The 21,186-nt window shown below is 73.3% G+C and carries 16 protein-coding genes and 1 pseudogene; 12 read left to right on the top strand and 5 right to left on the bottom strand.

From position 1 onward, the window contains the following. The coding region (locus ACWCSD_RS15570) for a hypothetical protein (RefSeq protein WP_449915499.1) at positions 1 to 229 on the top strand (229 nt) is incomplete at its 5' end. Between the two features lie 61 nt (positions 230 to 290). Here ACWCSD_RS15570 and ACWCSD_RS15565 read toward each other — a convergent pair. Continuing rightward, a complete protein-coding gene (locus ACWCSD_RS15565) occupies positions 291 to 2,273 on the bottom strand; it encodes an amino acid transporter (protein ID WP_397160536.1) in 1,983 nt (660 codons plus the stop codon). Between the two features lie 82 nt (positions 2,274 to 2,355). Next, complete coding sequence (locus tag ACWCSD_RS15560; RefSeq protein ID WP_397160534.1) at positions 2,356 to 3,327, bottom strand: PP2C family protein-serine/threonine phosphatase; 972 nt, start codon at positions 3,325 to 3,327, stop codon at positions 2,356 to 2,358. Positions 3,328 to 3,453: 126 nt separating this feature from the next. Here ACWCSD_RS15560 and ACWCSD_RS15555 point away from each other — a divergent pair, with 126 nt between their 5' ends. The 5 genes from ACWCSD_RS15555 to ACWCSD_RS15535 all read left to right on the top strand — a co-directional run bounded on the left by ACWCSD_RS15555 (position 3,454) and on the right by ACWCSD_RS15535 (position 10,461). Further along, on the top strand, positions 3,454 to 5,571 hold the full coding sequence (locus tag ACWCSD_RS15555) for an ATP-binding protein (protein WP_449915495.1): 2,118 nt from the start codon (positions 3,454 to 3,456) through the stop codon (positions 5,569 to 5,571). Positions 5,572 to 5,702: 131 nt separating this feature from the next. Beyond that, positions 5,703 to 6,917, top strand: a complete 1,215-nt coding sequence (locus tag ACWCSD_RS15550; protein WP_397160530.1) for a cytochrome P450 — start codon at positions 5,703 to 5,705, stop codon at positions 6,915 to 6,917. A gap of 245 nt (positions 6,918 to 7,162) precedes the next feature. After that, positions 7,163 to 8,107, top strand: coding sequence for an alcohol dehydrogenase catalytic domain-containing protein (locus ACWCSD_RS15545; protein WP_397160528.1), 945 nt, complete (start codon positions 7,163 to 7,165; stop codon positions 8,105 to 8,107). Between the two features lie 3 nt (positions 8,108 to 8,110). Continuing rightward, positions 8,111 to 9,403, top strand: coding sequence for an alpha-galactosidase (gene melA / locus ACWCSD_RS15540; RefSeq protein ID WP_358292236.1), 1,293 nt, complete (start codon positions 8,111 to 8,113; stop codon positions 9,401 to 9,403). Then, positions 9,400 to 10,461 (top strand): amidohydrolase family protein, encoded by a 1,062-nt coding sequence (locus ACWCSD_RS15535; RefSeq protein ID WP_397160526.1) that lies wholly within the window; start codon positions 9,400 to 9,402, stop codon positions 10,459 to 10,461. The genes melA and ACWCSD_RS15535 overlap by 4 nt, the downstream gene beginning before the upstream one ends. A 4-nt stretch (positions 10,462 to 10,465) precedes the next feature. On the opposite strand, the gene ACWCSD_RS15530 is transcribed toward ACWCSD_RS15535, so the two are convergent. Beyond that, a complete protein-coding gene (locus tag ACWCSD_RS15530; RefSeq protein WP_449915491.1) occupies positions 10,466 to 11,368 on the bottom strand; it encodes a sigma-70 family RNA polymerase sigma factor in 903 nt (300 codons plus the stop codon). Positions 11,369 to 11,572: 204 nt separating this feature from the next. Between ACWCSD_RS15530 and ACWCSD_RS15525 the strand changes: the two genes are divergently transcribed. Then, on the top strand, positions 11,573 to 12,895 hold the full coding sequence (locus ACWCSD_RS15525; RefSeq protein WP_449915489.1) for an FAD-binding oxidoreductase: 1,323 nt from the start codon (positions 11,573 to 11,575) through the stop codon (positions 12,893 to 12,895). Here ACWCSD_RS15525 and ACWCSD_RS15520 read toward each other — a convergent pair whose 3' ends face one another. Further along, the gene (locus ACWCSD_RS15520) at positions 12,896 to 14,170 is read right to left on the bottom strand and encodes a C39 family peptidase (RefSeq protein ID WP_449915486.1); all 1,275 of its coding nucleotides are present in this window, start codon (positions 14,168 to 14,170) and stop codon (positions 12,896 to 12,898) included. Positions 14,171 to 14,355: 185 nt separating this feature from the next. On the opposite strand from ACWCSD_RS15520, the pseudogene ACWCSD_RS15515 reads away from it, so the two are divergent. From ACWCSD_RS15515 to ACWCSD_RS15505, 3 genes and pseudogenes are all read left to right on the top strand, one after another. After that, positions 14,356 to 14,868: pseudogene (locus tag ACWCSD_RS15515) on the top strand (polysaccharide deacetylase family protein); the annotation flags it as partial. A gap of 108 nt (positions 14,869 to 14,976) precedes the next feature. After that, positions 14,977 to 15,411 carry a hypothetical protein gene (locus ACWCSD_RS15510; protein WP_449915501.1) on the top strand — a complete coding sequence of 145 codons (435 nt, stop codon included), beginning with the start codon at positions 14,977 to 14,979 and terminating at the stop codon, positions 15,409 to 15,411. A gap of 72 nt (positions 15,412 to 15,483) precedes the next feature. Further along, positions 15,484 to 15,942: a GNAT family N-acetyltransferase gene (locus tag ACWCSD_RS15505; protein ID WP_449915483.1), complete on the top strand. Its 459-nt coding sequence runs from the start codon at positions 15,484 to 15,486 to the stop codon at positions 15,940 to 15,942. A 39-nt stretch (positions 15,943 to 15,981) separates the two neighbouring features. On the opposite strand, the gene ACWCSD_RS15500 is transcribed toward ACWCSD_RS15505, so the two are convergent. Further along, on the bottom strand, positions 15,982 to 16,428 hold the full coding sequence (locus ACWCSD_RS15500) for an Lrp/AsnC family transcriptional regulator (protein WP_357979480.1): 447 nt from the start codon (positions 16,426 to 16,428) through the stop codon (positions 15,982 to 15,984). A 93-nt stretch (positions 16,429 to 16,521) separates the two neighbouring features. On the opposite strand from ACWCSD_RS15500, the gene ACWCSD_RS15495 reads away from it, so the two are divergent. Together ACWCSD_RS15495 and ACWCSD_RS15490 are read left to right on the top strand one after the other, a co-directional pair. Beyond that, positions 16,522 to 20,004 (top strand): indolepyruvate ferredoxin oxidoreductase family protein, encoded by a 3,483-nt coding sequence (locus ACWCSD_RS15495; protein ID WP_449915480.1) that lies wholly within the window; start codon positions 16,522 to 16,524, stop codon positions 20,002 to 20,004. Beyond that, positions 20,001 to 21,134, top strand: coding sequence for an acyl-CoA dehydrogenase family protein (locus ACWCSD_RS15490; RefSeq protein WP_352352574.1), 1,134 nt, complete (start codon positions 20,001 to 20,003; stop codon positions 21,132 to 21,134). The genes ACWCSD_RS15495 and ACWCSD_RS15490 overlap by 4 nt, the downstream gene beginning before the upstream one ends. Positions 21,135 to 21,186 lie beyond the last annotated feature (52 nt).

Here is a 21,186-nt window from a genome sequence, read left to right as displayed (position 1 = left end):
GGTCCGACTGCAGCAGCAGGCAGACCTCGGGCCGCGCGACCCCGAGCGCCTGCTCACCACGCACCCGCTCGGCCGCCGGGCGCCCGCCGACCAGGTGGACGCCCTCCTGGTCGCCCTCCTCGGCTACTGGACGCGCTCGGCCACCGCGCCCGCGCCGGCGGCGCTGCGCGACCGTCGCGAACGCTCCCGCCGCGCCACCCTCGCCTGGCTGCGCACCCGCTGGCCCTGACGCGCCGTCGAACCGGCCCCTGACACGGCCCTGGACCGGCCCCTGAGCGCCTCTGGACGGGTCAGCCGCCGACGTGGATGCCGGGCCGCCGCTGCGGCTCGGGCTCGACCTTGCGGATGATCTCGCGGACGACCGGCGCGGTGTCGCCGCGGCCCAGGATGAGGTAACGCAGCAGGTGCACCATCGGCGAGCCCTCGGCCCACTCGAAGTAGCAGTGGGGCCGCACCCCGGTGCCGTCGCGCAGCGCCAGCAGCACGGCCGCGATCGCGTTGGGCGCGGCCGGGCTCTCCGCGCGCAGCACGCGGTGGCCGTCCACCTCGACGCCGCGCACCCGCAGCACGTCGCTGAAGCTGGACGGGTCGATGACGTCGATCTCCAGGAACAGCACGTCGGCCCGGCCCGGCACCGGGTTCATGGACCGCTGCTCGCTCTCCTTGGCCAGGTATTCGGCCGCGTCGCCGGGACCGCGCCGGTTGGCGATGATGTTGAGCGCGCCGTCGTGGTTCAGCGAGTCGGTGACGAACCGGCGGGCCGCCTCGTCGAACTCGATCCGGTCGGCCCGCAGCTCGGTCGTGCGCGACACCCGCGAGATCAGCGAGATCGCGACGATGCCGAGGATGAAGAACGCCGAGATGGTGATGCCGTCGGGCTTCTCCCTGATGTTCTCCACCAGCGCGTAGACCAGCACCAGGGTCAGCACGGCGAAGCCCACGACGGCCGGGGTCTGGCGATGGCGGACGGCCGAGATGGTCACCGCCACCGCGCCGGAGACCATCATCGCCAGGATGCCGGTGGCGTACGCGCCGGCCTGGGCGTCGACGTCGGCGTTGAAGGCCAGCGTGAGCAGGACGCAGATGGCCGTGTAGACCAGCACGACGGGCCGGACGGCCTTGCCCCACTCGGGCGCCATGCCGTACGAGGGCAGGTAGCGCGGCACGATGTTGATCAGGCCCGCCATGGCCGAGGCGCCGGCGAACCAGAGGATGAGGATGGTGCTGACGTCGTAGACCGTGCCGAAGCCCTCGCCGAGCCGTTCGTGCGCCAGGTACGCCAGCGCCCGGCCGTTGGCCTGCCCGCCCGGCGCGAACTGCTCGGCCGGGATGAGCACGGTCGTGACGAAGCTGGTGGCGATCAGGTAGACGCTCATGATGAGCGCGGCCACGGTCAGCAGCTTGCGGGTGTTGCCGATGCGCGAGCGCAGCCGCTGCTCGGGGTCGTCGCCCTGGGCGGCCACGAGCGGCATCATGCTGACGCCCGTCTCGAACCCGGACAGGCCCAGCACCAGCAGCGGGAAGGCCAGCACCGCCGGGCCGACCAGCCCGGTGAAGCCGCCGCGCCCGTTGAGCAGCGCGTCCGTCCAGCGCGACAGGGTCTCCGGCTCGGCCGCCACGTCGGCGAACCCGACGGCCACGACGACCGCGTTGAGCAGCAGGAACAGCGCCACCAGCGGGATCGCGACGCCGACCGCCTCGGTGAAGCCCATCAGGAACACCCCGCCGAGCACCACCAGCAGCACCACGGTGATGATCACCGCGTGCCCGTGCAGGAAGCTCGGGAAGTACGGGTTCTCCAGGATGTGCACCGAGGCGTCGGCGGCCGACAGCGTGATCGTGATGATCCACGACGTGGCCACGAAGCCCAGCAGGACCAGCACGAACAGCTTGCCCCGCCAGAACGGCAGCAGGCGTTCGAGCATGGCGACCGACCCCTGCCCGTGCGGGCTCTCCTTGGCCACCCGCCGGTACATCGGCAGCATGCCCAGCAGCGTCAGCGCCACGATGAGCAGCGTGGCCAGCGGCGACAGCGCGCCGGCCGCGAGCGCGGCGATGCCGGGCAGGTAGGCCAGGGTGGAGAAGTAGTCGACGCCGGTCAGGCACATGACCTTCCACCAGGGCTGCGGCTCGCCGTGACCCTCGGCCGACTCCGGGCCGACGGGCTGGACCTGGTGCCGCAGCAACCATCGCGCCGGCCGGCTCGAAGGCGGCCCGGTACGGCCCGCGCTCTCGACCGACTCGGGTATGGCAAGCTCACCGGTACCACTCACCGGAACTTCCTCTCGGGGACGCCGCCAACGAACGTCCCCACCTTAGGGGGTCCGATCCCGGCGGCCCCGCCGCGGTCCTCCCTCAGAAGCCGTCCTTGCGGGAGTCGGCCGGAAGGGTGGCGGCGGCCGGGCCGTCCGGCGCGGGACCGGCCGCGCGCTCGGCCGGGTCCGGCGCGGGCACCGGCTGCACCAGCACCAGCGTCAGGTCGTCGCGCAGGTCGCCGGCGTGCTCGTCCAGCAGGTCGAGCAGGTTGGGCAGCGCGTGGTCGAGGCCGGGCGCGGCCAGGGCGTGCCGGACGTGCCGGTCGAGCGGGAACTCCACGCCGTCGGCGTCCCTGGCCTCGCTCAGGCCGTCGGTGTAGAGCAGCAGCCGCTGGGACAGGCCGAGCCCGGCGCGCCGCATCCGCGGCTCGGGGCCCAGGCCGAGCGGCGGCGAGGGCTCGGGCGGCTCCAGCGCCTCCAGACGGTGGCCGATGCGCAGGGGAGCCGGATGCCCGCAGTTGACCAGCCGCACCTCGCCGGGCACGAACTCGGCCAGCAGGACGGTCACGAAGTCCTCCTCGCCCAGGTGCGGGACGAGGTCGGCGTCGAGCGCCGTGGCCAGCGTCACCAGGTCGGGCGCGTCGGGCGCGTGCCGCCGGAAGGAGGCCAGCACGACGGCGCTCAGGCGGACGGCCTCCATGCCCTTGCCCTTGACGTCGCCGACGATCAGCCGCACCCCCGAGTGCGCGACCAGCGCGTCGTGCAGGTCGCCGCCGATCAGCGCCTGGTCGGTGGCAGAACGGGTGTGGACGGCCAGGCTCATGCCGCCGAGCCGGGGCGGCAGCGGCCGGACGATCGCCTGCTGGGCCAGCTCGGCGATCTGCCGCACCCGGGACAACTCGCGCTCCTGGTCGCACTGGAACCGGTAGGCCACGGACGCCAGCCCCATGGCAGGGGCGAGGACGAGCAGCCCCGTCAGCGGGTCGAAACCGGCGCGCCCGAAGGTGACATAGAGCGCGACAACCCCTTCGACCAGCAGGAACAGCAGGAACCAGCCTCGCTGTGAACGCATGGTGTGTCTCCGGTTATCGGCTTCTTCTTTCCGGACGCGGCGAACAGGGTGAGTAGCTACTTTCTCACTTTTAGTCACGCAGTGCATCAGGTTCCGGCAAGCTGCTGTCACAACTTCATCCGATAGGTGGCGATCACGATGGCAGGTAAGTGGCAGGCGGGCAACCTTCCAGCGGAACTCACGAGCCTGATCGGCCGCGGCGCGGAGCTGGAGCAGGTGCGCAGGGCGTGCCGGCGGTCGCGGCTGGTGACCCTGACCGGGGTGGGCGGCGTCGGCAAGACCCGCCTGGCCCTGCGCGCCGCCGCCGACCTGCGGCCCGACTTCGCCGGCGGCTGCTGGCTGGTGGAGCTGTCGCCGCTGGACGACGGGACCCTGCTGCCGCACGCCATCGCCGAGGCGCTCCGGCTCACCGACCAGACCACCAGGCCCATGTCCGAGGTGCTGGCCGAGCACCTGTTCGGGCGCGAGCTGCTGCTCGTGCTCGACACCTGCGAGCACCTGGTCGGGGCGTGCGCGGCGACCGTCGAGGGGCTGCTCGCGGCGGTGCCCGGGCTGCACGTCCTGGCCACCAGCCGCCGTCCGCTGGAGGTGGACCCCGAGCTGGTGATCGTGGTCGACCCGCTGCCGGTGCCGGCCGCGGGCGCCACCGCGCCGCTCGGCCACGACGCCGTGACCCTGCTCGTCGAGCGCGCCGCGGCGACGATGCCGACCTTCGAGATCACCGACACCAACCGCGACGACGTCGTCCGGCTGTGCCGCAGGCTCGAAGGCATCCCGCTGGCGATCGAGCTGGCCGCGGCCCGGCTGCGCGACCTGCCCCTGGGCCATCTGGCCGACCGGCTGGAGGACCGCTTCGCCACCCTGGAGGACGACCTCACGCTCACCCAGGAGGCCGACCCGCCCTGGCACCAGGCGCTGCGCACCGCCGTCGGATGGAGCCACGAGCTGTGCGAGCCCGCCGAGCGGCTGCTGTGGGCGCGGGTGTCGGTGTTCGCCGGCGACTTCGACGCCGAGGCGGCGCGCCGGGTGTGCGCCGACGAGCGGCTGCCCGAGGCCGACATCGGGCTGCTGCTCGACGCCCTGGCCGACGAGTCGATCCTGACCTGGCTGCCGACCGGCTCGGGCGAGCGCTACCGCATGCTGGACACGCTGCGCGAGTACGGCGCGGGCTGGCTGCGCGGCCTCGGCGAGGAGGAGGAGCTGCGCCGCCGGCACCGGGCCCACTACCAGGACCTGGCCGTGCGCGGCGCGGCCGGCTGGCTCGGCGCCGGCCAGCCCGCCTGGTACGACCGGATGGTCGGCGAGCACGACAACCTGCGCGCCGCGCTGGAGACCGCGCTCGGCGAGCGGGACGGCGCGGCCGCCCTCGACCTGGCCGGCACGCTGGCCTTCTTCTGGTACGGCTGCGGCTACGCCAAGGAGGGCCGCCACTACCTGGGCCAGGCCCTGGCGCTCGACCCGTCCCCCGGCCCGGTCCGCGCCCGCGCCCTGTGGGCCGACGGCCTGCTCGCCGCCACCCAGGGGGACGCCGCCGCGGTCGAGGCGCGGGCCGATGAGTGCGAGGCCGCCGCGGCCGACGACGACGCCTTCGCCGCGCTGTGCGTCAAGGCGCTGCGCTCGTCGGCCGGCGTGATCCGCGGCGACCTGGAGCAGGCCATGGCGGAGTCGGAGCCGGCGTACGCGATGCGCTGGAGCGGCGACGACCTGACGATCGCCGGGCTGCTGGCGCTGATGTGCCGGGCGGTCGCGCACACCGTCGCCGGCCGGATCGAGGAGGCGATCTCGGTGCTGGAGGATCTGCGCGCCCTGTGCGACCAGCAGGGCGAGCAGGCCATGCGCTCCCACGGCGACCTGCTGCGCGGCCAGGCCGAGCTGGCCCGGGGGCGGGTGGCGGCGGCCGTCGCCTACGGGCAGGCGGCGTTGCGCACCAAGCGGAGGCTGCACGACGACTTCGGCATCGGGCTGACCGTCGACCTGCTGGCGCTCGGCGCGGGGGCCGCGGGCCGGCCCGAGCGGGCGGCCCGGCTGCTGGGGCTGGCGCAGCGGATCTGGAGCAGCCATGGTCAGGCGCAGGCCAGCGTCCCGGCCTGGGTGGCGGCCCGGCAGGAGTGCGAGCGGCAGGCGCGCGAGGCCCTGGGCGACGACGCGTACGGGTCGGCGTTCCGCGCCGGGTACGACGGCGAGGTCGACGCCGGGATCGCGTACGCGCTGGAACCCGAGGGGGAGGGCCTGCCGAACGTGTGAGACCGCCGATCCTGGGGCTCCGACGTGGCGGAGGAGGCAGATGTTGCCCGCCTGGCGGTGACAACCTCACCCCTTGGATCCATCGGCGTTACCACGGAGAGTAGGGAGACATCCGTACATGGGAGGCTGCATTGGACACCGCGCCACTTCCGTTCCCGGTTCCCGGCGAGCGGACGTCCGACACGATCCGCCGCCTGCGGGACGAGCACGGACCGGTCCTGCCCGTCCTGCTACCGGGGGAGGTGAACGGCTGGCTGGTGACCTCCTACGAGGCGACGGACGAGGTGCTGGCCAACGACGAGGCGCTCTACAGCAAGGACGCCAGGAACTTCACCGGCCTTCATGACGGCACCGTCCCCGCCGACTGGCCGCTGCGCCAGGTCATCGAGGGCGACCACCTGCTGACCAAGGACGGCGCCGACCACCGGCGGCTGCGCAGCCTCATCAACCGCGCCTTCACCCCGGCCCGGGTGGCCGCCCTCGCGCCGCGCGTCCAGGAGATGACCGACGAGCTGCTCGACCGCATGGCCGAGCGGGACGGCGAGGTCGATCTCGTGCATGCCTTCAGCGAGCCGCTGCCGGTCGCCGTGATCTGCGAGCTGTTCGGCGTCCCGCAGGAGGAGCGGGCGCAGATCCGCGCGTGGACGGGGGTGATGTTGTCGCACGCCGCCGCCCCCGACGAGGTGAACGCGGCGGCCGGGTCGCTGCTCGGCTACCTGGCGGCCTTCATCGCGCGCCGCCGCCGCGAGCCGGCCGACGACCTGACCACCGGCCTGATCCGCGCCAACGAGGACGACGGCGGCCGCCTGTCCGACAACGAGCTGCTGTGGATCCTGTGGGTCGTGCTCGTCGCCGGCCACGAGACGACCGTGCACCTGATCGCCAAGGCGGTCGTGGCCCTGTGCGCCGACCCCGCCCAGCTCGACCGCGCCCGTACCGAGGATGCGTGGGAGCAGGTGGTGGAGGAGGCGCTGCGCAGCCGCAACTCGGTCGTCGGCCTGGTCTTCCGCTACGCGCTCAAGGACGTCACGGTCGCCGGCACCACCATCCCGGCGGGTCGGCCCATCGTCGTCGGGCTCACCGGCGCGGGCACCGACCCGGCCCGCTACGGCCCGGACGCCGGCCGCTTCGACCTGGGCAAGGCCAAGGAGGGGCATCTCGGTTTCGGCCGGGGCCCGCACTTCTGCCTGGGGGCGCCGCTGGCCCGGCTGGAGGCCAGGATCGCGCTGTCGTCGCTGTTCGGCAGGTTCCCGGGGCTGCGGCTGGCGGTCCGTCCCGAGGAGATCGCCTACACGGCGTCGATCATCACCGAGGGGCCGCTGGCGGTGCCCGTACTGCTGCGCTGATTCTGCCTGTCAAACCGGCTTTCCGTGATTCGGAACAGGGTGGCCGGGTCGAGGATGGCGTCCTCGACCCGGCCGCTCCTGGCTTGCCGGGTGCGGCGACGCCGCCCCACTTCCCCTCGGCCTCTTGACATGATCTTCGCCACAATGGTCTCCTAGCGCCAGTTCGGAATAGCATTCCTTATGACGGAACACGAACAGGACGGGGTCTCCATGGAACGCGCGCATTCGACCGCCGGCCGGCCCTCGTGAGGGCTCTCGTCTTCACCGCCCCCGGCGTCGTGGAGCAGCGGGACGTGCCCGAGCCCGTGGCCGGGCCGGACGAGGTGCTGGTGCACGTGGTCGCCTCCGGCATCTGCGGCAGTGAGCTGCACGGCGTGCGGACCCCCGGGTTCCGGGTGCCGCCGCTGGTCATGGGGCACGAGTTCGCCGGGCGCACCGACGACGGGCGGCCGGTCACGGTCAACCCGATCCTGTCGTGCGGCGCGTGCGACGTGTGCCTGATCGGCCGGCCCAACGTGTGCAGGAAGCGGCAGATCATCGGCGTGCACCGGCCGGGCGCCTTCGCCGAGCGCGTCGCGGTGCCGGCCGGGGCTGTGGTGCCGCTGCCCGACGGGCTCGGCTGGACGGCCGCCGGCGTGGTGGAGCCGGCCGCGAACGCCGTGCACGCCTGGGGGCTGGCCGGGCGGCCGGCCGGGGCGCGCGTGGGCGTGCTCGGCGCCGGGGCCATCGGCCTGACCTGCCTGCTCACCGCCCTGTCCGGTGGCGCGGCCGGCGTGGACGTGGCCGACCGCTCGCCCGAGCGGCTGGCCGTCGCCGCGGCGCTCGGCGGCGTGGCAGCGGGCGCCGAGCTGACCGGCGAGTACGACGTGATCTTCGACGCGGTCGGCGCCGCCGCCACCCACGAGCAGTCCCTGTCCCGGCTGCGCCCCGGCGGCGTGGCCGTCTGGCTCGGCCTGGCCGACCACGTCGCCGGGTACGACGCCGCCGACCTGGTGCGCGGCGAGAAGCGCGTGCTGGGCTCGTTCGCCTACGACGCGGCCGACTTCGCCGCTGCCGTCGGCCTGGTCGGCCGCTGGGACCTGAGCTGGGTCCGGACCTTCCCCCTGGAAGAGGGCGCCGAGGTCTTCACCCGGCTGATGAACGGCCAGGCCACCCCCGTCAAAGCCCTGCTGACCCCGGAATCGAGGTAACCCATGGCCCGCATCGTCCTGGTGGGCGCCGGCAGCATCACGTTCGCCAAGAACCTTCTCTCCGACATCCTGACATTTCCGGAATTGTCGGAGTCCACGATCGTGCTCCACGACATCGACCAGGCCCGGCTCGACACCGCCGCGGCGATGGCCCGCTGGATGGTCGCCGAGCTGGGCATCGGCGCCCGGATCGAGGCGTACGCCGACCGCCGCCCCGCCGTCGAGGGCGCCGACTACGTGATCAACGAGATCGCGGTGGGCGGCCTGGAGGCGGTCAGGCGCGACCTGGAGATCCCCGCCGCGTACGGCGTGCGCCAGACGATCGGCGACACCCTGGGCATCGGCGGCATCTTCCGCGCCCTGCGCACGATCCCCGTCATGGTCGGCATCGGCGACGACCTGGCCGAGCTCGCCCCCGATTCGGTGCTGTTCAGCTACACCAACCCGATGTCGATGATCCCCTGGTCGGTCTACGCCGGCACCCCGTTCAAGAACGTCGTGGGCGTCTGCCACGCCGCCCGCGACACGCAGAGCACGCTGGCCGCCATGGTCGGCGTGCCGGAGGAGGAGATCTCCTTCCTCACCGCGGGCGTCAACCACCAGGCGTTCGTGCTGCGCTTCGAGCGCGACGGCGAGAACCTCTACCGGCGGCTCGACGAGCTGATCGACCGGGACCCCGAGCTGCGGCGGCGGGTGCGCGTGGAGGTCTACCGCAACTTCGGCTACTTCCCGACCGAGTCCTCCGAGCACGGCTCGGAGTACCTGCCGTGGTTCCTGCCGCACGCCGAGGAGGTCGAGCGGTACCGCATCCCGATCAACGTCTACCTGGAGTGGCTGGCCGAGGGCTACGAGGAGTACGAGCAGTACAAGAGCTCGCTGGAGGCCGGCCGGGGCGTGCCGATCGAACGCGGCGACGAGCTGGCCTCGCTGGCCATCCACTCGATGGAGACCGGCACCCGCAGGCTGATCCACGGCAACGTGCGCAACGGCGGCCTGATCTCCAACCTGCCGCCGGAGGCCACGGTCGAGGTGCCCTGCCACGTCGACCGGTCCGGCGTGCGGCCGCTGCCCGTCGGCGAGCTGCCCGCCCAGGTCGCCGCACTCAACCGGGCCTTCCTCAGCGTCGGCGAGCTGACCGTCAAGGCGGCCCTGGAAGGGCGGCGCGACCACGTCTACCAGGCCGCGCTGCTCGACCCCAACACCGCCGCCACCCTGCCGGTCCGCAAGGTCCGCGAGCTGGTGGACGCCCTCATCGAGGCCCACGGCGACCTGCTGCCCGAAGGCATCAGGAAGTGACCCCGTCGTCCGACGCCGGCCTGCCGCTGTCCCGCTACCGTCCGGTGTCGCAGCTCCGGGTGGCCGTGCACGAGGTCGACCGGGCCCGGCTGCCCGTCGTGGACGGCCACATCCACCTCGGCCGCTGGCTGTCCGAGGACGGCGGCTGGATGGTCGAGGACGTCCCCGCCCTGATCGGCATGATGGACGAGCTCAACCTGCGCGGCATGGTCAACCTCGACGGCCGCTGGGGCCGGGAGCTGGCCGAGAACCTCGAACGCTACGACGCCGCCCATCCGGGCCGGTTCGCCACGTTCTGCCACGTCGACTGGTCCGAGACCGCGACGCCCGGCTTCGGCGAGCGGCTGGCCGCCCAGCTGCGCCGCTCGGTCGCCGAGGGCGCGGCCGGGCTGAAGGTGTGGAAGGACGTCGGGCTGCGGGTACGCGACCACCGGGGCGAGCTGGTCATGCTCGACGACCCCCGCCTGGATCCGCTGTGGGCCGCCGTGGGGGAGGCGGGCGTGCCCATCGCCCTGCACACCGCCGACCCGGTCGCCTTCTTCCAGCCCGTGGACGAGCGCAACGAACGCCTCGAACTGCTGGCCGCCCGGCCCGACTGGAACTTCTCCGGGCCGGGGTTCCCGCCGTTCGAGCGGCTCATGGAGGCCATGGAGTCGATGGTGGCCCGGCATCCGGCCACGACCGTGATCGGGGTGCACGCCGGGTGCTGGCCGGAGAACCTGGGGTTCGCCGGCCGGATGCTGGACGCGTACCCGAACTTCCACATCGACATCGCGGCGCGCGTCGCCGAGCTGGGACGCCAGCCGCGCGCCACGCGGGCGCTCATGCTCCGCCACCCCGGCCGGGTGCTGTTCGGCACCGACGAGATCCCGCCGCACCCGGACGTCTACCGGATCCACTTCCGGTTCATGGAGACCGACGACGAGGCGTTCGCGCACTCCCTCGACGACCCGCCGCTGATGGGCCGGTGGACGATCTCCGGGCTCGACCTGCCCGACGACGTCCTGGAGCAGGTGTACGCGGGCAACGCGCTGCGGCTCGTGCCGCGGCTGGCCTGACCGGTCAGGGCGCGGCCACGCCGTCGTCCGGGGCGGGGCTGGACTCGGGGTCGAGGGCGACGTCGAGGGCGGCCAGGCGGGCCGGGTCGGAGACGATGTCGATCTCCGTGATGCGCTCGCCGTCCGTCGTGACGCGCAGCACCAGGAACAGCCGGCCGCCGCGCAGCACGCCGATGCCCGGCCTGCCGTCGACGAGCAGGAGGTCGGCGAAGCGCGCGCGGCCGGAGTCGGTGAGCGTGCCCTGGGCCACCGGACGGGCGCCGCGCCGCTCGCCGCCCGACCCCGGCACGTCCGACCGGTGCAGCACGTCGGGGTCGAGGACCGCGAGCAGGGCGTCCAGGTCGCCGGCGCGGGCCGCGGCGAGGAAGGCGGCCACGAGCCTGCGCTGCCTGGCGTGGTCGGCGGCGGGCAGGACGGGCGTGCCGTGCACCCGCTGCCGCGCCCGGCTGGCCAGCTTCTTGGCCGTGGCGGGGGAGCGCGCCACGATCTGCGCGATCTCCCCGAACGGCATCGCGAACAGGTCGTGCAGCACGAACGCGACCCGCTCGGCCGGGCTCAGCGTGTCGAGAACCACCAGCAGGGCCAGCCCGACCGAGTCGGCCAGCACCGCCGCGTCGGCCGGATCGCCGTCATGGACGCTCACCTGGTCGAACCGCTCGCCCTCGACGAGCTGCTCGTCCCTGCGTCCGCGGGCGCGCAGCATGTCGAGGCAGACCCGGCCGACGATCGTGGTCAGCCAGCCGGGCACGTTCGCGACCCCGTCCGTGCCGGCGCGGGCGGCCCGCAGCCAGGTCTCCTGGACGGCGTCGTCGGCCTCGTCGGCCGAGCCGAGCATGCGGTGCGCCACCGCCCGCAGGTGGCTCCTGGTCAGGTCGAAGTGGCCGGCCAGGTCGGCTTGCGCGTTCATCGGTCACCTTTCGTCGCGCCGGGTCGTCATACAGGCGGCTGGGCGACGACGGGGGGCGACCATGGCGGCATCCTAAGCCCGTCAGGACATGGTGAGGGGCCCCGGCGCACGAGCGCGCCGGGGCCCGTCGGCATGTCCCCGGGGCGATCTTTCCGGCGGTCGGTCACCTTTCCCGGGCTCGCGTCGTCAAGGAGGTGAGTCTTCATGAAGGAGTGGACGATGACGTACGACAAGCTGCGCACCGCGGTCGAGGGACGCGTGTGGCTGCCCGGCGACGAGGGTTTCGAGGCGGCGGCCAGGGCGTGGAACCTCACCGTGGCCCAGCCGGTGGCCGCCGTGGTCGAGGCGGCCGACGCCGCCGACGTGGCCGCCCTGGTCCGCCATGCCCGCGAGGAGGGGCTGACCGTCTCCGCCCAGCCGCGCGGCCACGGCGCGAGCGGCACCGCCGACGGCGTGATCCTGCTGCGCACCGACCGGCTGGACGAGCTGGAGATCGACCCGGCCGAGCGGCGCGCCCGCGCGGGGGCAGGCGTGACCTGGGGCGCGGTGCAGGCCGAGGCGGGCAGGCACGGCCTGACCGGGCTGGCCGGCAGCAACCCCGCCGTCACCGTCACCGGCTACACCCTCGGCGGCGGCCTGAGCTGGTTCGGCCGCAGGTACGGCTGGGCGGCCGACAGCGTGCGCGCCTTCGACGTCGTGGACGCCGAGGGGCGGCCCGCGCGGGTGACGGGGGAGAGCGACCCCGACCTGTTCTGGGCGCTGCGCGGCGGCGGCGGCGACTTCGCGCTGGTCACCGCCGTCGAGTTCGACCTGTACGCCGAGCGCGCCCTGTACGGCGGCCGCCTCATGTGGCCCGGCCGGCAGGAGGCCGAGGTGTTCGCGGCCTTCCGCGACCTGACCGCCGACGCGCCGCCCGAGCTGTCGTTGTGGGTGAACCGGGTCCAGTTCCCCAAGGCGCCTCCGATGGTGACCGTGGACCTCGCCTACCTGGGCGAGGCGGCCGAGGCCGAGGACCTGCTGGGCCGGCTCGCCAAGATCGACGGCGTGCTGAGCGACACCCGGTCCGCCATGGCCACGGCCGATCTCGGCGCGATCACCGCCGAGCCGACCGACCCGGCGCCCGCGGTGGCCCGCACCGAGTTGCTGACCGGGCTGGACGCCGGCGCCGTGGAGATCATGCTGGCCGAGCCGGTCGGGCCGCTGGTCGCCATGCAGGTCAGGCACCTGGGCGGGGCGCTGACCCGGCCGGGCGGCGGCGCCGGGGGAGCGCTGGCCGAGCCGTACCTGCTCTACCTGCTCGGGGCCGGGATCAGCCCCGAGCTGGGCCAGGCCGTACGGGCCAAGCAGGACGCGGTCGTCGCCGCCCTGGGCGGCCGGGTGAGCGGCCGCAAGCCGTACACGTTCCTGTCGCCGGGCGAGCGGGCGGCTCAGGCGTTCCCCGAGCCGGCGCTCGCCCGGCTGCGCGAGATCAAGCGGTCGCGCGACCCGCAGGGCGTGTTCCGCGCCAACTACCCGGTGCTGGACTGATCACCAGTTGGCGGGCAGGCCCGGCGTCGTGGCGGGCAGGGCGTGGCCGGGCGGGCGGATGACGTAGGCGACGCCGCCGCTGCTCGAACTGCGCAGCCACACGTTCTCGAAGTCGGCGCGCGGATAGACGTGGCGGACGGCGTCGTTGCTGGGCGAGGCCGGGTCGTTGGCGATCACGTCGCCCGTCGCGGTGAAGCCGACGATCACCATGAGGTGGCCGTCGGTGCCGTAACCGGCGCCGGGCAGCTCGCCCTTCTTGAACGACTGCGAGGTGATCACCGGGATGCCCGCCTTGATCAGCCGCTCCAGCTCGGTCAGGGTGCGCAGGCGGGTGACGAAGCCGTCCAGGCCGTAGCGGCCGGCGTAGGCGGTGTTGAACGGCCAGTTGCCGGCGCCCTGGTAGGCGTGGTCGTAGGTGTAGCGGGCCGCGTGGTCCACCTCGGGGTTCGGGTCGGACGGGTCCACCCAGGAGGTGTCCTGCGCGCTCGGCCATTTGTCCCAGTAGCCGAGCACCATCGTGGTCGAGGTCGGGCTGCACCACGCCTCGCCGCCGCCGTCCCACTCGGGGTAGTGGCCCGCGTGCACGTTCTGGGAGCGGCGCGGGACGTTCAGCTCGACGCCCCACGCCCCGCCGCCGGGGCTGACCGGGACGGTCTTGCGGTCGGGCACGTTCGAGGCCATCGCGCCGAACGTGCGCACCCGGGGCGTCACGGCCGAGCCCGGACTGCGGTAGAGGGTCAGGCGGAGCTGGTACGCCGACAGCTGCCGCCCGGACGCCGCCACCAGCGTGTCCACGGCGACGGACCCGTCGGCGTCGCCCTGGCCGGCCACGGAGGTGCGCAGGATGTCGCCCTCCGCGTAGGACCAGCGGCCGAGGACGTACCACTTGCTCAGCCCGGCGGTGTTCCTGGCCCTGGCCTCGACCTGCAGCCAGCTTCCCTGGGGCACGTCGGCCGTCCAGGAGGCGATCAGCTGGGTGGCGGGGAAGCCGACCGTGCGCTCGGGGCCGGTCCAGCGGGCGTACTCCCACGTCCTGGTGCCCAGGGCGTCGGTGTAGGAGGTGGTGCCGGCGGCCGAGGCGAACGACAGCCCGTCGGCGGCGGACGTGCCCTCGCCGGTGCCGGTGGCGAAGTCGGCCCGCTGGTAGACGACGTCGGGCACGACGGGGCCCGGCTTCGTCCCGGCGGCGTCCTTCCCGGCGACGGCGGCTACGGCGGGCGGTTGGAGGGTGGTGGCCAGCAGGAGTCCGGACAGGAGGACGGTCAGCGCGCGCATGAACCCACCTTGCTCGGAAGGCTTCGGATGGGCCCGACAGTAGGGACATCCGGCGGGCAAAACATCGGGAAATCTACGTATGGGCCATGAAGCTTTCCGTGCGCCGAAACTTTCTCTCCCGGTTGCCGCAGCTCGTCCTGGCATTGTCATCCGGGCGGTGACGAAAGTTTCTGTGATGGATTGACATGTTTCGGCATGGTCATCACACTCGCGATCGAGCTTCCCGTACCCGCCGCCCGCCTTGGAGGCAGACCATGATCAGGAAGTTGCTCATCCTCGGCGCCGCGTGCACGCTCGCCGCGGGCCTCGCGCTGACCTGGGCCACCACCCCCTCGAACGCCGCCGACTGCAGTGGCGGCTACGTCGGCCTCACCTACGACGACGGCCCCAACCCCGCCACCACCTCCAGCCTGCTCAACGCGCTGACCGCCAACGGCCTGCGGGCCACGATGTTCAACGTCGGCCAGAACGCGCAGAACAACCAGGCCCTGGTCCGTGCCCAGCAGAACGCGGGCATGTGGATCGGCAACCACAGCTGAACCCACCCGCACCTGACGCAGCTGAGCGCCGCCCAGATCCAGTCCGAGCTGCAACGCACCCAGCAGGCGATCCAGCAGGCCACCGGCGCCGCGCCGAGGCTGTTCCGGCCGCCGTACGGGGAGACCGGCGCCACCCTCCGGTCGGTCGAGCAGCAACTCGGCCTCACCGAGATCATCTGGGACGTCGACTCCCAGGACTGGAACGGCGCGAGCACCGCCCAGATCGTCCAGGCCGCCGGCCGGCTGCAGAACGGCCAGGTCATCCTCATGCACGACAACTACGCGACGACCATCGCCGCGATCCCGCAGATCGCCGCGAACCTGCGCGCCCGCAACATGTGCGCGGGCATGATCTCGCCGGTGACCGGCCGGGCCGTCGCGCCCGACGGGAGCGGCCCGACCACCCCGCCCTCGTCCCCGCCGCCCGGTGGCGGCGCCTGCACGGCGACCGTGTCCGCGGGCCAGCAGTGGGCCGACCGCTTCAACCTGTCGGTCGCGGTCTCCGGCACGAACTCCTGGATCGTCACCGTCACCGTGCGCAGCCCGCAGAAGATCATCGCCACCTGGAACGGCAGCCCGGCCTGGGACGGCACCGGCAACGTCATGACGATGCGGCCGAACGGCAACGGCAACACCTTCGGGTTCACCGTCCAGCACAACGGCGACTGGACCTGGCCCGCGGTCTCCTGCCGGGTGGGGTGAGGCCCGTCCCGGTATGGAATGCTCTCCGCCATGCTGATAAGGAACGGGACAATTGACGACATTTCCCCGATCGTGGCGTTGCACGTGGAGAGCTGGCGTACGGCCTACGCGGGCATCATGCCCGACGGTTTCCTGAACGGCCCCCTGGACGACGACCGGCTCGCGCTCTGGCGGGAGCGGCTGGACCCGCCCGTCCGGGGGGCGGGCCTGTTCGTCGGCCACGACGACGACGGGAAGCTGCTCGGCTTCGCCTACCTGCTGCCGTCCCCGGACGGCCGGATCCTGCTCGACAACCTGCACGTGCGGCCCGGGAGCACGGGCTCGGGCGCCGGATCGCGCCTGCTGCGGCACGGACTGGCCTGGGCGGCGGACGAGCATCCCGGCCGGGAGGTCTACCTGGAGGTGCTCAGGGCGAACACCCGGGCCATCGGCTTCTACGAACGGCACGGCGCACGCCGCACCGACGAGCGGATGTGCCGTTTCCAGCAGGGGTTCGAGCTGCCCGAGCTGGAGTACGCCTGGGGGAGCTGACCCTCCGGCGACGCGCGCCGCGAGCGGACGGCCGGGTCGTCAGGTGAGGGCGTCGCGCGTCCAGGAGCCCAGGACCAGCAGGGATTTGGTGCCGGTGACGTTGCCGGCCCGGCGTAGCCGGTCGATGACCTGCTGGAGGTGTCCGAGGTCGCGCACCCGTACGTGGATGAGGGCGTCGGGGTCGCCGGCGATGGTGAAGACGGCCTGCACCTCGGGCACGTCCGTCGCCGTGCGGACGATCTCGCCCACCGGCGTGGTCCCCGGGTACCGCAGCTCGGTGAACGCCTCGATGCCCCAGCCGAGCTTGGCGTAGTCGATCTGCACGGTGAACCCGGTGATCACCCCGATCTCCCTGAGCCGGTCGACCCGCCGCTTGACCGCCGCCACCGACAGCCCGACCTGCTCGGCCATCTCGGAGAAGGTGCGGCGGCCGTCCTCGCGCAGCAGCCGGAGCACCTGATGGTCGATGTCGTCGATGTCCGGCATGTGAGAATCCTCCTTGGTGACGCAAAGTTCTTCTGCGCCAGAATCGCCCAGCTCACATTATTTGCGTCTTCGTTGTGGTTTCACGTCTGATACTTGCGCACAGTAGCTCTCCGTTGCTGTGCTGGGAAACCCCACATACGCATTGCCCGCCAGGAGGTTCGCGTGAGCGTGAACAGCGCGACCGTGTCGCTCGACGACAAGTACGCCGCGCCGGACGGCCGGGTGCTGATCTCCGGCATCCAGGCCCTCGTCCGGCTGACCCTCGAACAGCGGCGCCTGGACCGGGACCGCGGCCTGAACACCAGGGCCTTCGTCTCCGGCTACCAGGGCTCCCCGCTGGGCGGCCTGGACCTGGAGATGGGCCGCGCGGCCCGCTTCCTGGACGAGGCCGGCGTCGTCTTCCAGCCCGGACTCAACGAGGAGCTGGCCGCGACGGCCGTGGCCGGCACGCAGCTCCTCGGCCAGGTCCCCGGCCGCAGCCACGACGGCGTCACCGCCTTCTGGTACGGCAAGAACCCCGGCCTCGACCGCGCCGCCGACGCCATCAGGCACGGCAACATGGCCGGCACCGCCGCGCTGGGCGGCGCGGTGGCCTGGATCGGCGACGACCCCGGCTGCAAGTCCTCCACAGTGCCCAGCTCGTGCGAGCCGATGTGCCAGAGCCTGTCGATGCCGCTGCTCGCCCCCGGCTCGGTCGCCGAGATCATCGAGTTCGGCCTGCACGCGGTCGCCCTGTCCCGCGCCACCGGCCTGTGGACGGGCCTGAAGATCGTCGCCGACATCGCCGACGCCTCGGCCACCGTCGAGCTGGGCGCGCCGTACGACATCCCCGCCCCCGACCACGCCGACCGCGGCAAGTCGCCGATCCTGGTCGGCCCCTCCGCCCTGGACGCCGAGTACGACCTGCTCACCCGCAGGCTGGAGCTGGCCCGCGACTACGGCCGCAGGCACGGGCTCAACCGCGTCATGCGCGACGCCCCCCGCGCCACGCTCGGCATCCTGGCCTCCGGCACCACGTACGCCGTGGTCCTGCGCGCCCTGGCCGACCTCGGCCTGGACGAGAGCGCCACCGAGGACCTCGGGCTGCGCCTGATCCGGCTCGGCATGCCCTTCCCGCTGGCCGAGGCCGACCTGGCCGCCATGACCTCCGACCTCGACCGGGTGCTGGTGGTCGAGGACAAGGTGCCGTTCCTGGAAGGGCAGCTCAAGCAGGCCCTCTACGGCGGCGAACGCGCCCCCGTCGTGTCGGGCCGGGACCTGCTGACCGCCCGCGGCACCCTCGGCGCCGAGGACGTCGCCAAGGCGCTGGCCGCCTGCCTCGGCCCCGACCGGCTCCCGCGCGGGACGGTCCACCTGTCCCGGCCCGCGTCCGCCGCGCGCCGCCTGCTGCCGATGGTCGCCGCGCGCACGCCGTACTTCTGCTCGGGCTGCCCGCACAACTCCTCCACCCGCACGTCCGACGACACGCTGGTCGGCGTCGGCATCGGCTGCCACGCCATGATCGCCCTCGACGGGCACGGCCGCGGCACCCAGATCGGCATCACCCAGATGGGCGGCGAGGGCGCCCAGTGGATCGGGCTCGCGCCGTTCACCCGGGACCGGCACTTCGTGCAGAACCTCGGCGACGGCACCTTCCACCACTCCGGCTCCCTGGCCGTGCGGGCCGCGGTGGCGGCCGGGGTGACGATGACCTACAAACTGCTCTACAACGACGCCGTCGCCATGACCGGCGGCCAGCGCGCCGAAGGGCGGCTCGACGTGCCCGCGCTCACGCGCTCGCTGGCCGAGGAGGGCGTGCGCAGGATCGTCATCACCACGCCTGAGCCGGAGACGTACCGCGGGGTGCGGCTGGCGCCGATCGCCTCCGTGCGGCACCGCGACGACCTCGCCGACGTCGAGCGCGAGCTGGCCGCCCTCGACGGCGTGACCGTCCTGCTGCACGACGACAAGTGCGCGGCCGAGGAACGGCGGCTGCGCAAGCGCGGCAAGCTGCCCACCCCGACGGCGAAGGTCGTGGTCAACGAGCGCGTCTGCGAGGGCTGCGGCGACTGCGGCGACGTCTCGACGTGCCTGTCCGTCCAGCCCGTCGAGACCGAGTACGGCCGCAAGACGCGCATCCACCAGCCGTCGTGCAACTCCGACCTGAGCTGCCTCAAGGGCGACTGCCCGTCGTTCCTGCTGGTCGAGCCCGGCACCAGGGCGCCGCGCGAGCTGCCGCCGCTGCCCGTGCGGCTGCCGGAGCCGGTCGTCAGGCTCGACGGCGACGCCGAGACGTTGATCCGGATGCCCGGCATCGGCGGCACCGGCGTCGTCACGGTCTCGCAGATCCTGCAGATGGCCGCCCACCTCGACGGCCTGCACGCCGCCGGCATCGAGCAGACCGGCCTCGCGCAGAAGGGCGGCCCGGTCGTCAGCGACGTGCGCATCGCCAAGCGGCCGGTGGACGGCTCGGTGCGCGCCTCGCGCGGCACGGCCGACGTGCTGATCGGGTTCGACCTGCTCGGGGTCGCCGCCGACGCCAACCTCGCCGTCGCCGCGCCCGGCCGGACGGTCGCCGTGGTGAACACCTCCATCGTGCCCACCGCCGCCATGGTCACCGGACGGGCGACCGTGCCCGGCTCCTCGGCCGACGCCGTGGTCAGGCTGGAGTCCGCCACCGAGGGCGCGGACAACCTGTACCTCGACGCCCACGAGCTGTCCGAGGCGCTGTTCGGCGACCACATGCCGGCCAACATGCTGCTGGTCGGCGCGGCGTACCAGCACGGCTGCCTGCCCGTCTCGGCCGCCTCGATCGAGGCGGCGATCAGGCTCAACAAGGCCGCCGTCGAGAAGAACCTCGCGGCCTTCCGCTGGGGCCGGGCCGCCGTCGCCGACCGTGAGGCGGTACGCCGGGCCGCGCTCGCCGAGCCCGCCGAGCGGCCCGCGCCCGGCCTGGAGGAGACGCTGGCCCTGCGGGTGGCGGACCTGACCGGCTACCAGAACCAGACCTACGCCCGTACGTACGAGAGCGACGTCAGGCGCGTGGTCGCCGAGGCGGCCGGGCGCGCGGGGGAGGAGGCCGGCGCGCGCGTCGGGCTCGCCTACGCCCGCTCCCTGCACAAGCTCATGGCCTACAAGGACGAGTACGAGGTCGCCCGCCTGCACCTCGACCCCGAGGAGCAGGCCAGGCGCGAGCGCGAGTACGGCGCCGACGCGGTCGTGTCCGTGATGCTGCACCCGCCGCTGCTGCGCGCGATGGGCATGCAGCGCAAGATCCGGCTGCGCCGCTCCGCGCCGGTGCTGTTCCGCGGCCTGCGGGCCGCGCGCGTGCTGCGCGGGACCGCCCTCGACGTGTTCGGCCAGGCCGAGGTCCGCCGGGTCGAAAGGGAACTGATCACCGAATATCGTGATCTCATGCGTGCCGCCCTCGCCCGGCTGACCCCCGGCACGATCGACGCCGTCGCCGAGATCGCCGGCCTTCCCGAGTCGATCCGCGGGTACGAGGACATCAAGCTCGCCCGCGTCGCCGAGTTCCGTGAGCGGGCCGCGGCCGCCCTGGCCCGCCTCGCCGAAGCCGCACCCAAGGAGTCGTCGTGACCGTTGACCGCCTGCTCCCCGACCAGGACGCCAAAGACCTGATCGAGCTGACCCGCGACATCGCCGACAAGGAGCTCGCGCGCCGGGTCGACGAGCACGAGCGCGCGGAGACGTACCCGGAGGGGCTGTTCGCCACCCTCGGCGCGGCCGGACTGCTCGGGCTGCCCTACCCCGAGGAGTTCGGCGGGGGCGGGCAGCCGTACGAGGTGTACCTCCAGGTGATCGAGGAGCTGGCGGCCCGCTGGGCGGCGGTCGCGGTGGCGACGAGCGTGCACACGCTGGCCTGCTTCCCCGTGGCCGCGTACGGCACCCCCGAGCAGCGCGAACGCTGGCTGCCCGACATGCTGGCCGGACGGATCGTCGGCGGCTACAGCCTGTCGGAGCCGCAGGCGGGCTCGGACGCGGGCGCGCTGACCTGCCGGGCCGAGCGCACCGAGAGCGGCGACTACCGCATCACCGGCAACAAGGCCTGGATCACCCATGGCGGCATCGCCGACTTCTACGCCCTGTTCGCCCGCACTGGCGAGCGCATCTCCTGCTTCCTCGCGCCCGGCGCGGCCGAAGGGCTCACGTTCGGCCGCCCCGAGGAGAAGATGGGCCTGCACGCCGTGCCGACCACCAGCGCCCACTGGGACGGCGCCGTCATCGACGGCGACCGGCTGATCGGCGAGGAGGGCCAGGGCCTGCAGATCGCCTTCAGCGCCCTCGACTCCGGCCGGCTCGGCATCGCGGCCTGCGCCGTCGGCCTGGCCCAGGCGGCCCTCGACGAGGCCGTCGCCTACGCCAAGGAGCGGCAGACCTTCGGCAAGCGCATCATCGACCACCAGGGCCTCGGCTTCCTGCTGGCCGACATGGCGGCGGGGGTGGACAGCGCGCGGGCGACGTACCTGGACGCCGCCCGCCGCCGCGACGCCGGCCTCGACTACAGCCGGCAGGCCAGCGTGGCCAAACTGGTCGCCACGGACACCGCCATGAAGGTCACGACGGACGCGGTCCAGGTGTTCGGCGGCTACGGCTACACCAGAGAGTTCCGGGTGGAGCGCTACATGCGCGAAGCCAAAATCATGCAGATCTTCGAGGGCACCAACCAGATCCAGCGCCTGGTCATCGCTCGCCAGCTGGCGAAGTAGCCGCTGGCGCCGCAACCCCGTCGGGCGCTGTAGCAACGGAATGAGGGCGGAG

This window comes from Nonomuraea sp. NPDC001684 (genome assembly GCF_053596515.1).
The sequence above is the reverse complement of the archived record's forward strand: the minus strand, read 5'-3'. Positions and strand labels throughout refer to the sequence as shown.

What these genes read in the sequence shown, in the direction of transcription:
- ACWCSD_RS15560 (WP_397160534.1), bottom strand. Translation starts at nt 3,327, where the DNA reads ATGCGTTCACAGCGAGGCTGGTTCCTGCTGTTCCTGCTGGTCGAAGGG.
- melA (WP_358292236.1), top strand. Translation starts at nt 8,111, where the DNA reads ATGGCCCGCATCGTCCTGGTGGGCGCCGGCAGCATCACGTTCGCCAAG.
- ACWCSD_RS15530 (WP_449915491.1), bottom strand. Translation starts at nt 11,368, where the DNA reads ATGAACGCGCAAGCCGACCTGGCCGGCCACTTCGACCTGACCAGGAGC.
- ACWCSD_RS15525 (WP_449915489.1), top strand. Translation starts at nt 11,573, where the DNA reads ATGAAGGAGTGGACGATGACGTACGACAAGCTGCGCACCGCGGTCGAG.
- ACWCSD_RS15520 (WP_449915486.1), bottom strand. Translation starts at nt 14,170, where the DNA reads ATGCGCGCGCTGACCGTCCTCCTGTCCGGACTCCTGCTGGCCACCACC.
- ACWCSD_RS15510 (WP_449915501.1), top strand. Translation starts at nt 14,977, where the DNA reads ATGCACGACAACTACGCGACGACCATCGCCGCGATCCCGCAGATCGCC.
- ACWCSD_RS15500 (WP_357979480.1), bottom strand. Translation starts at nt 16,428, where the DNA reads ATGCCGGACATCGACGACATCGACCATCAGGTGCTCCGGCTGCTGCGC.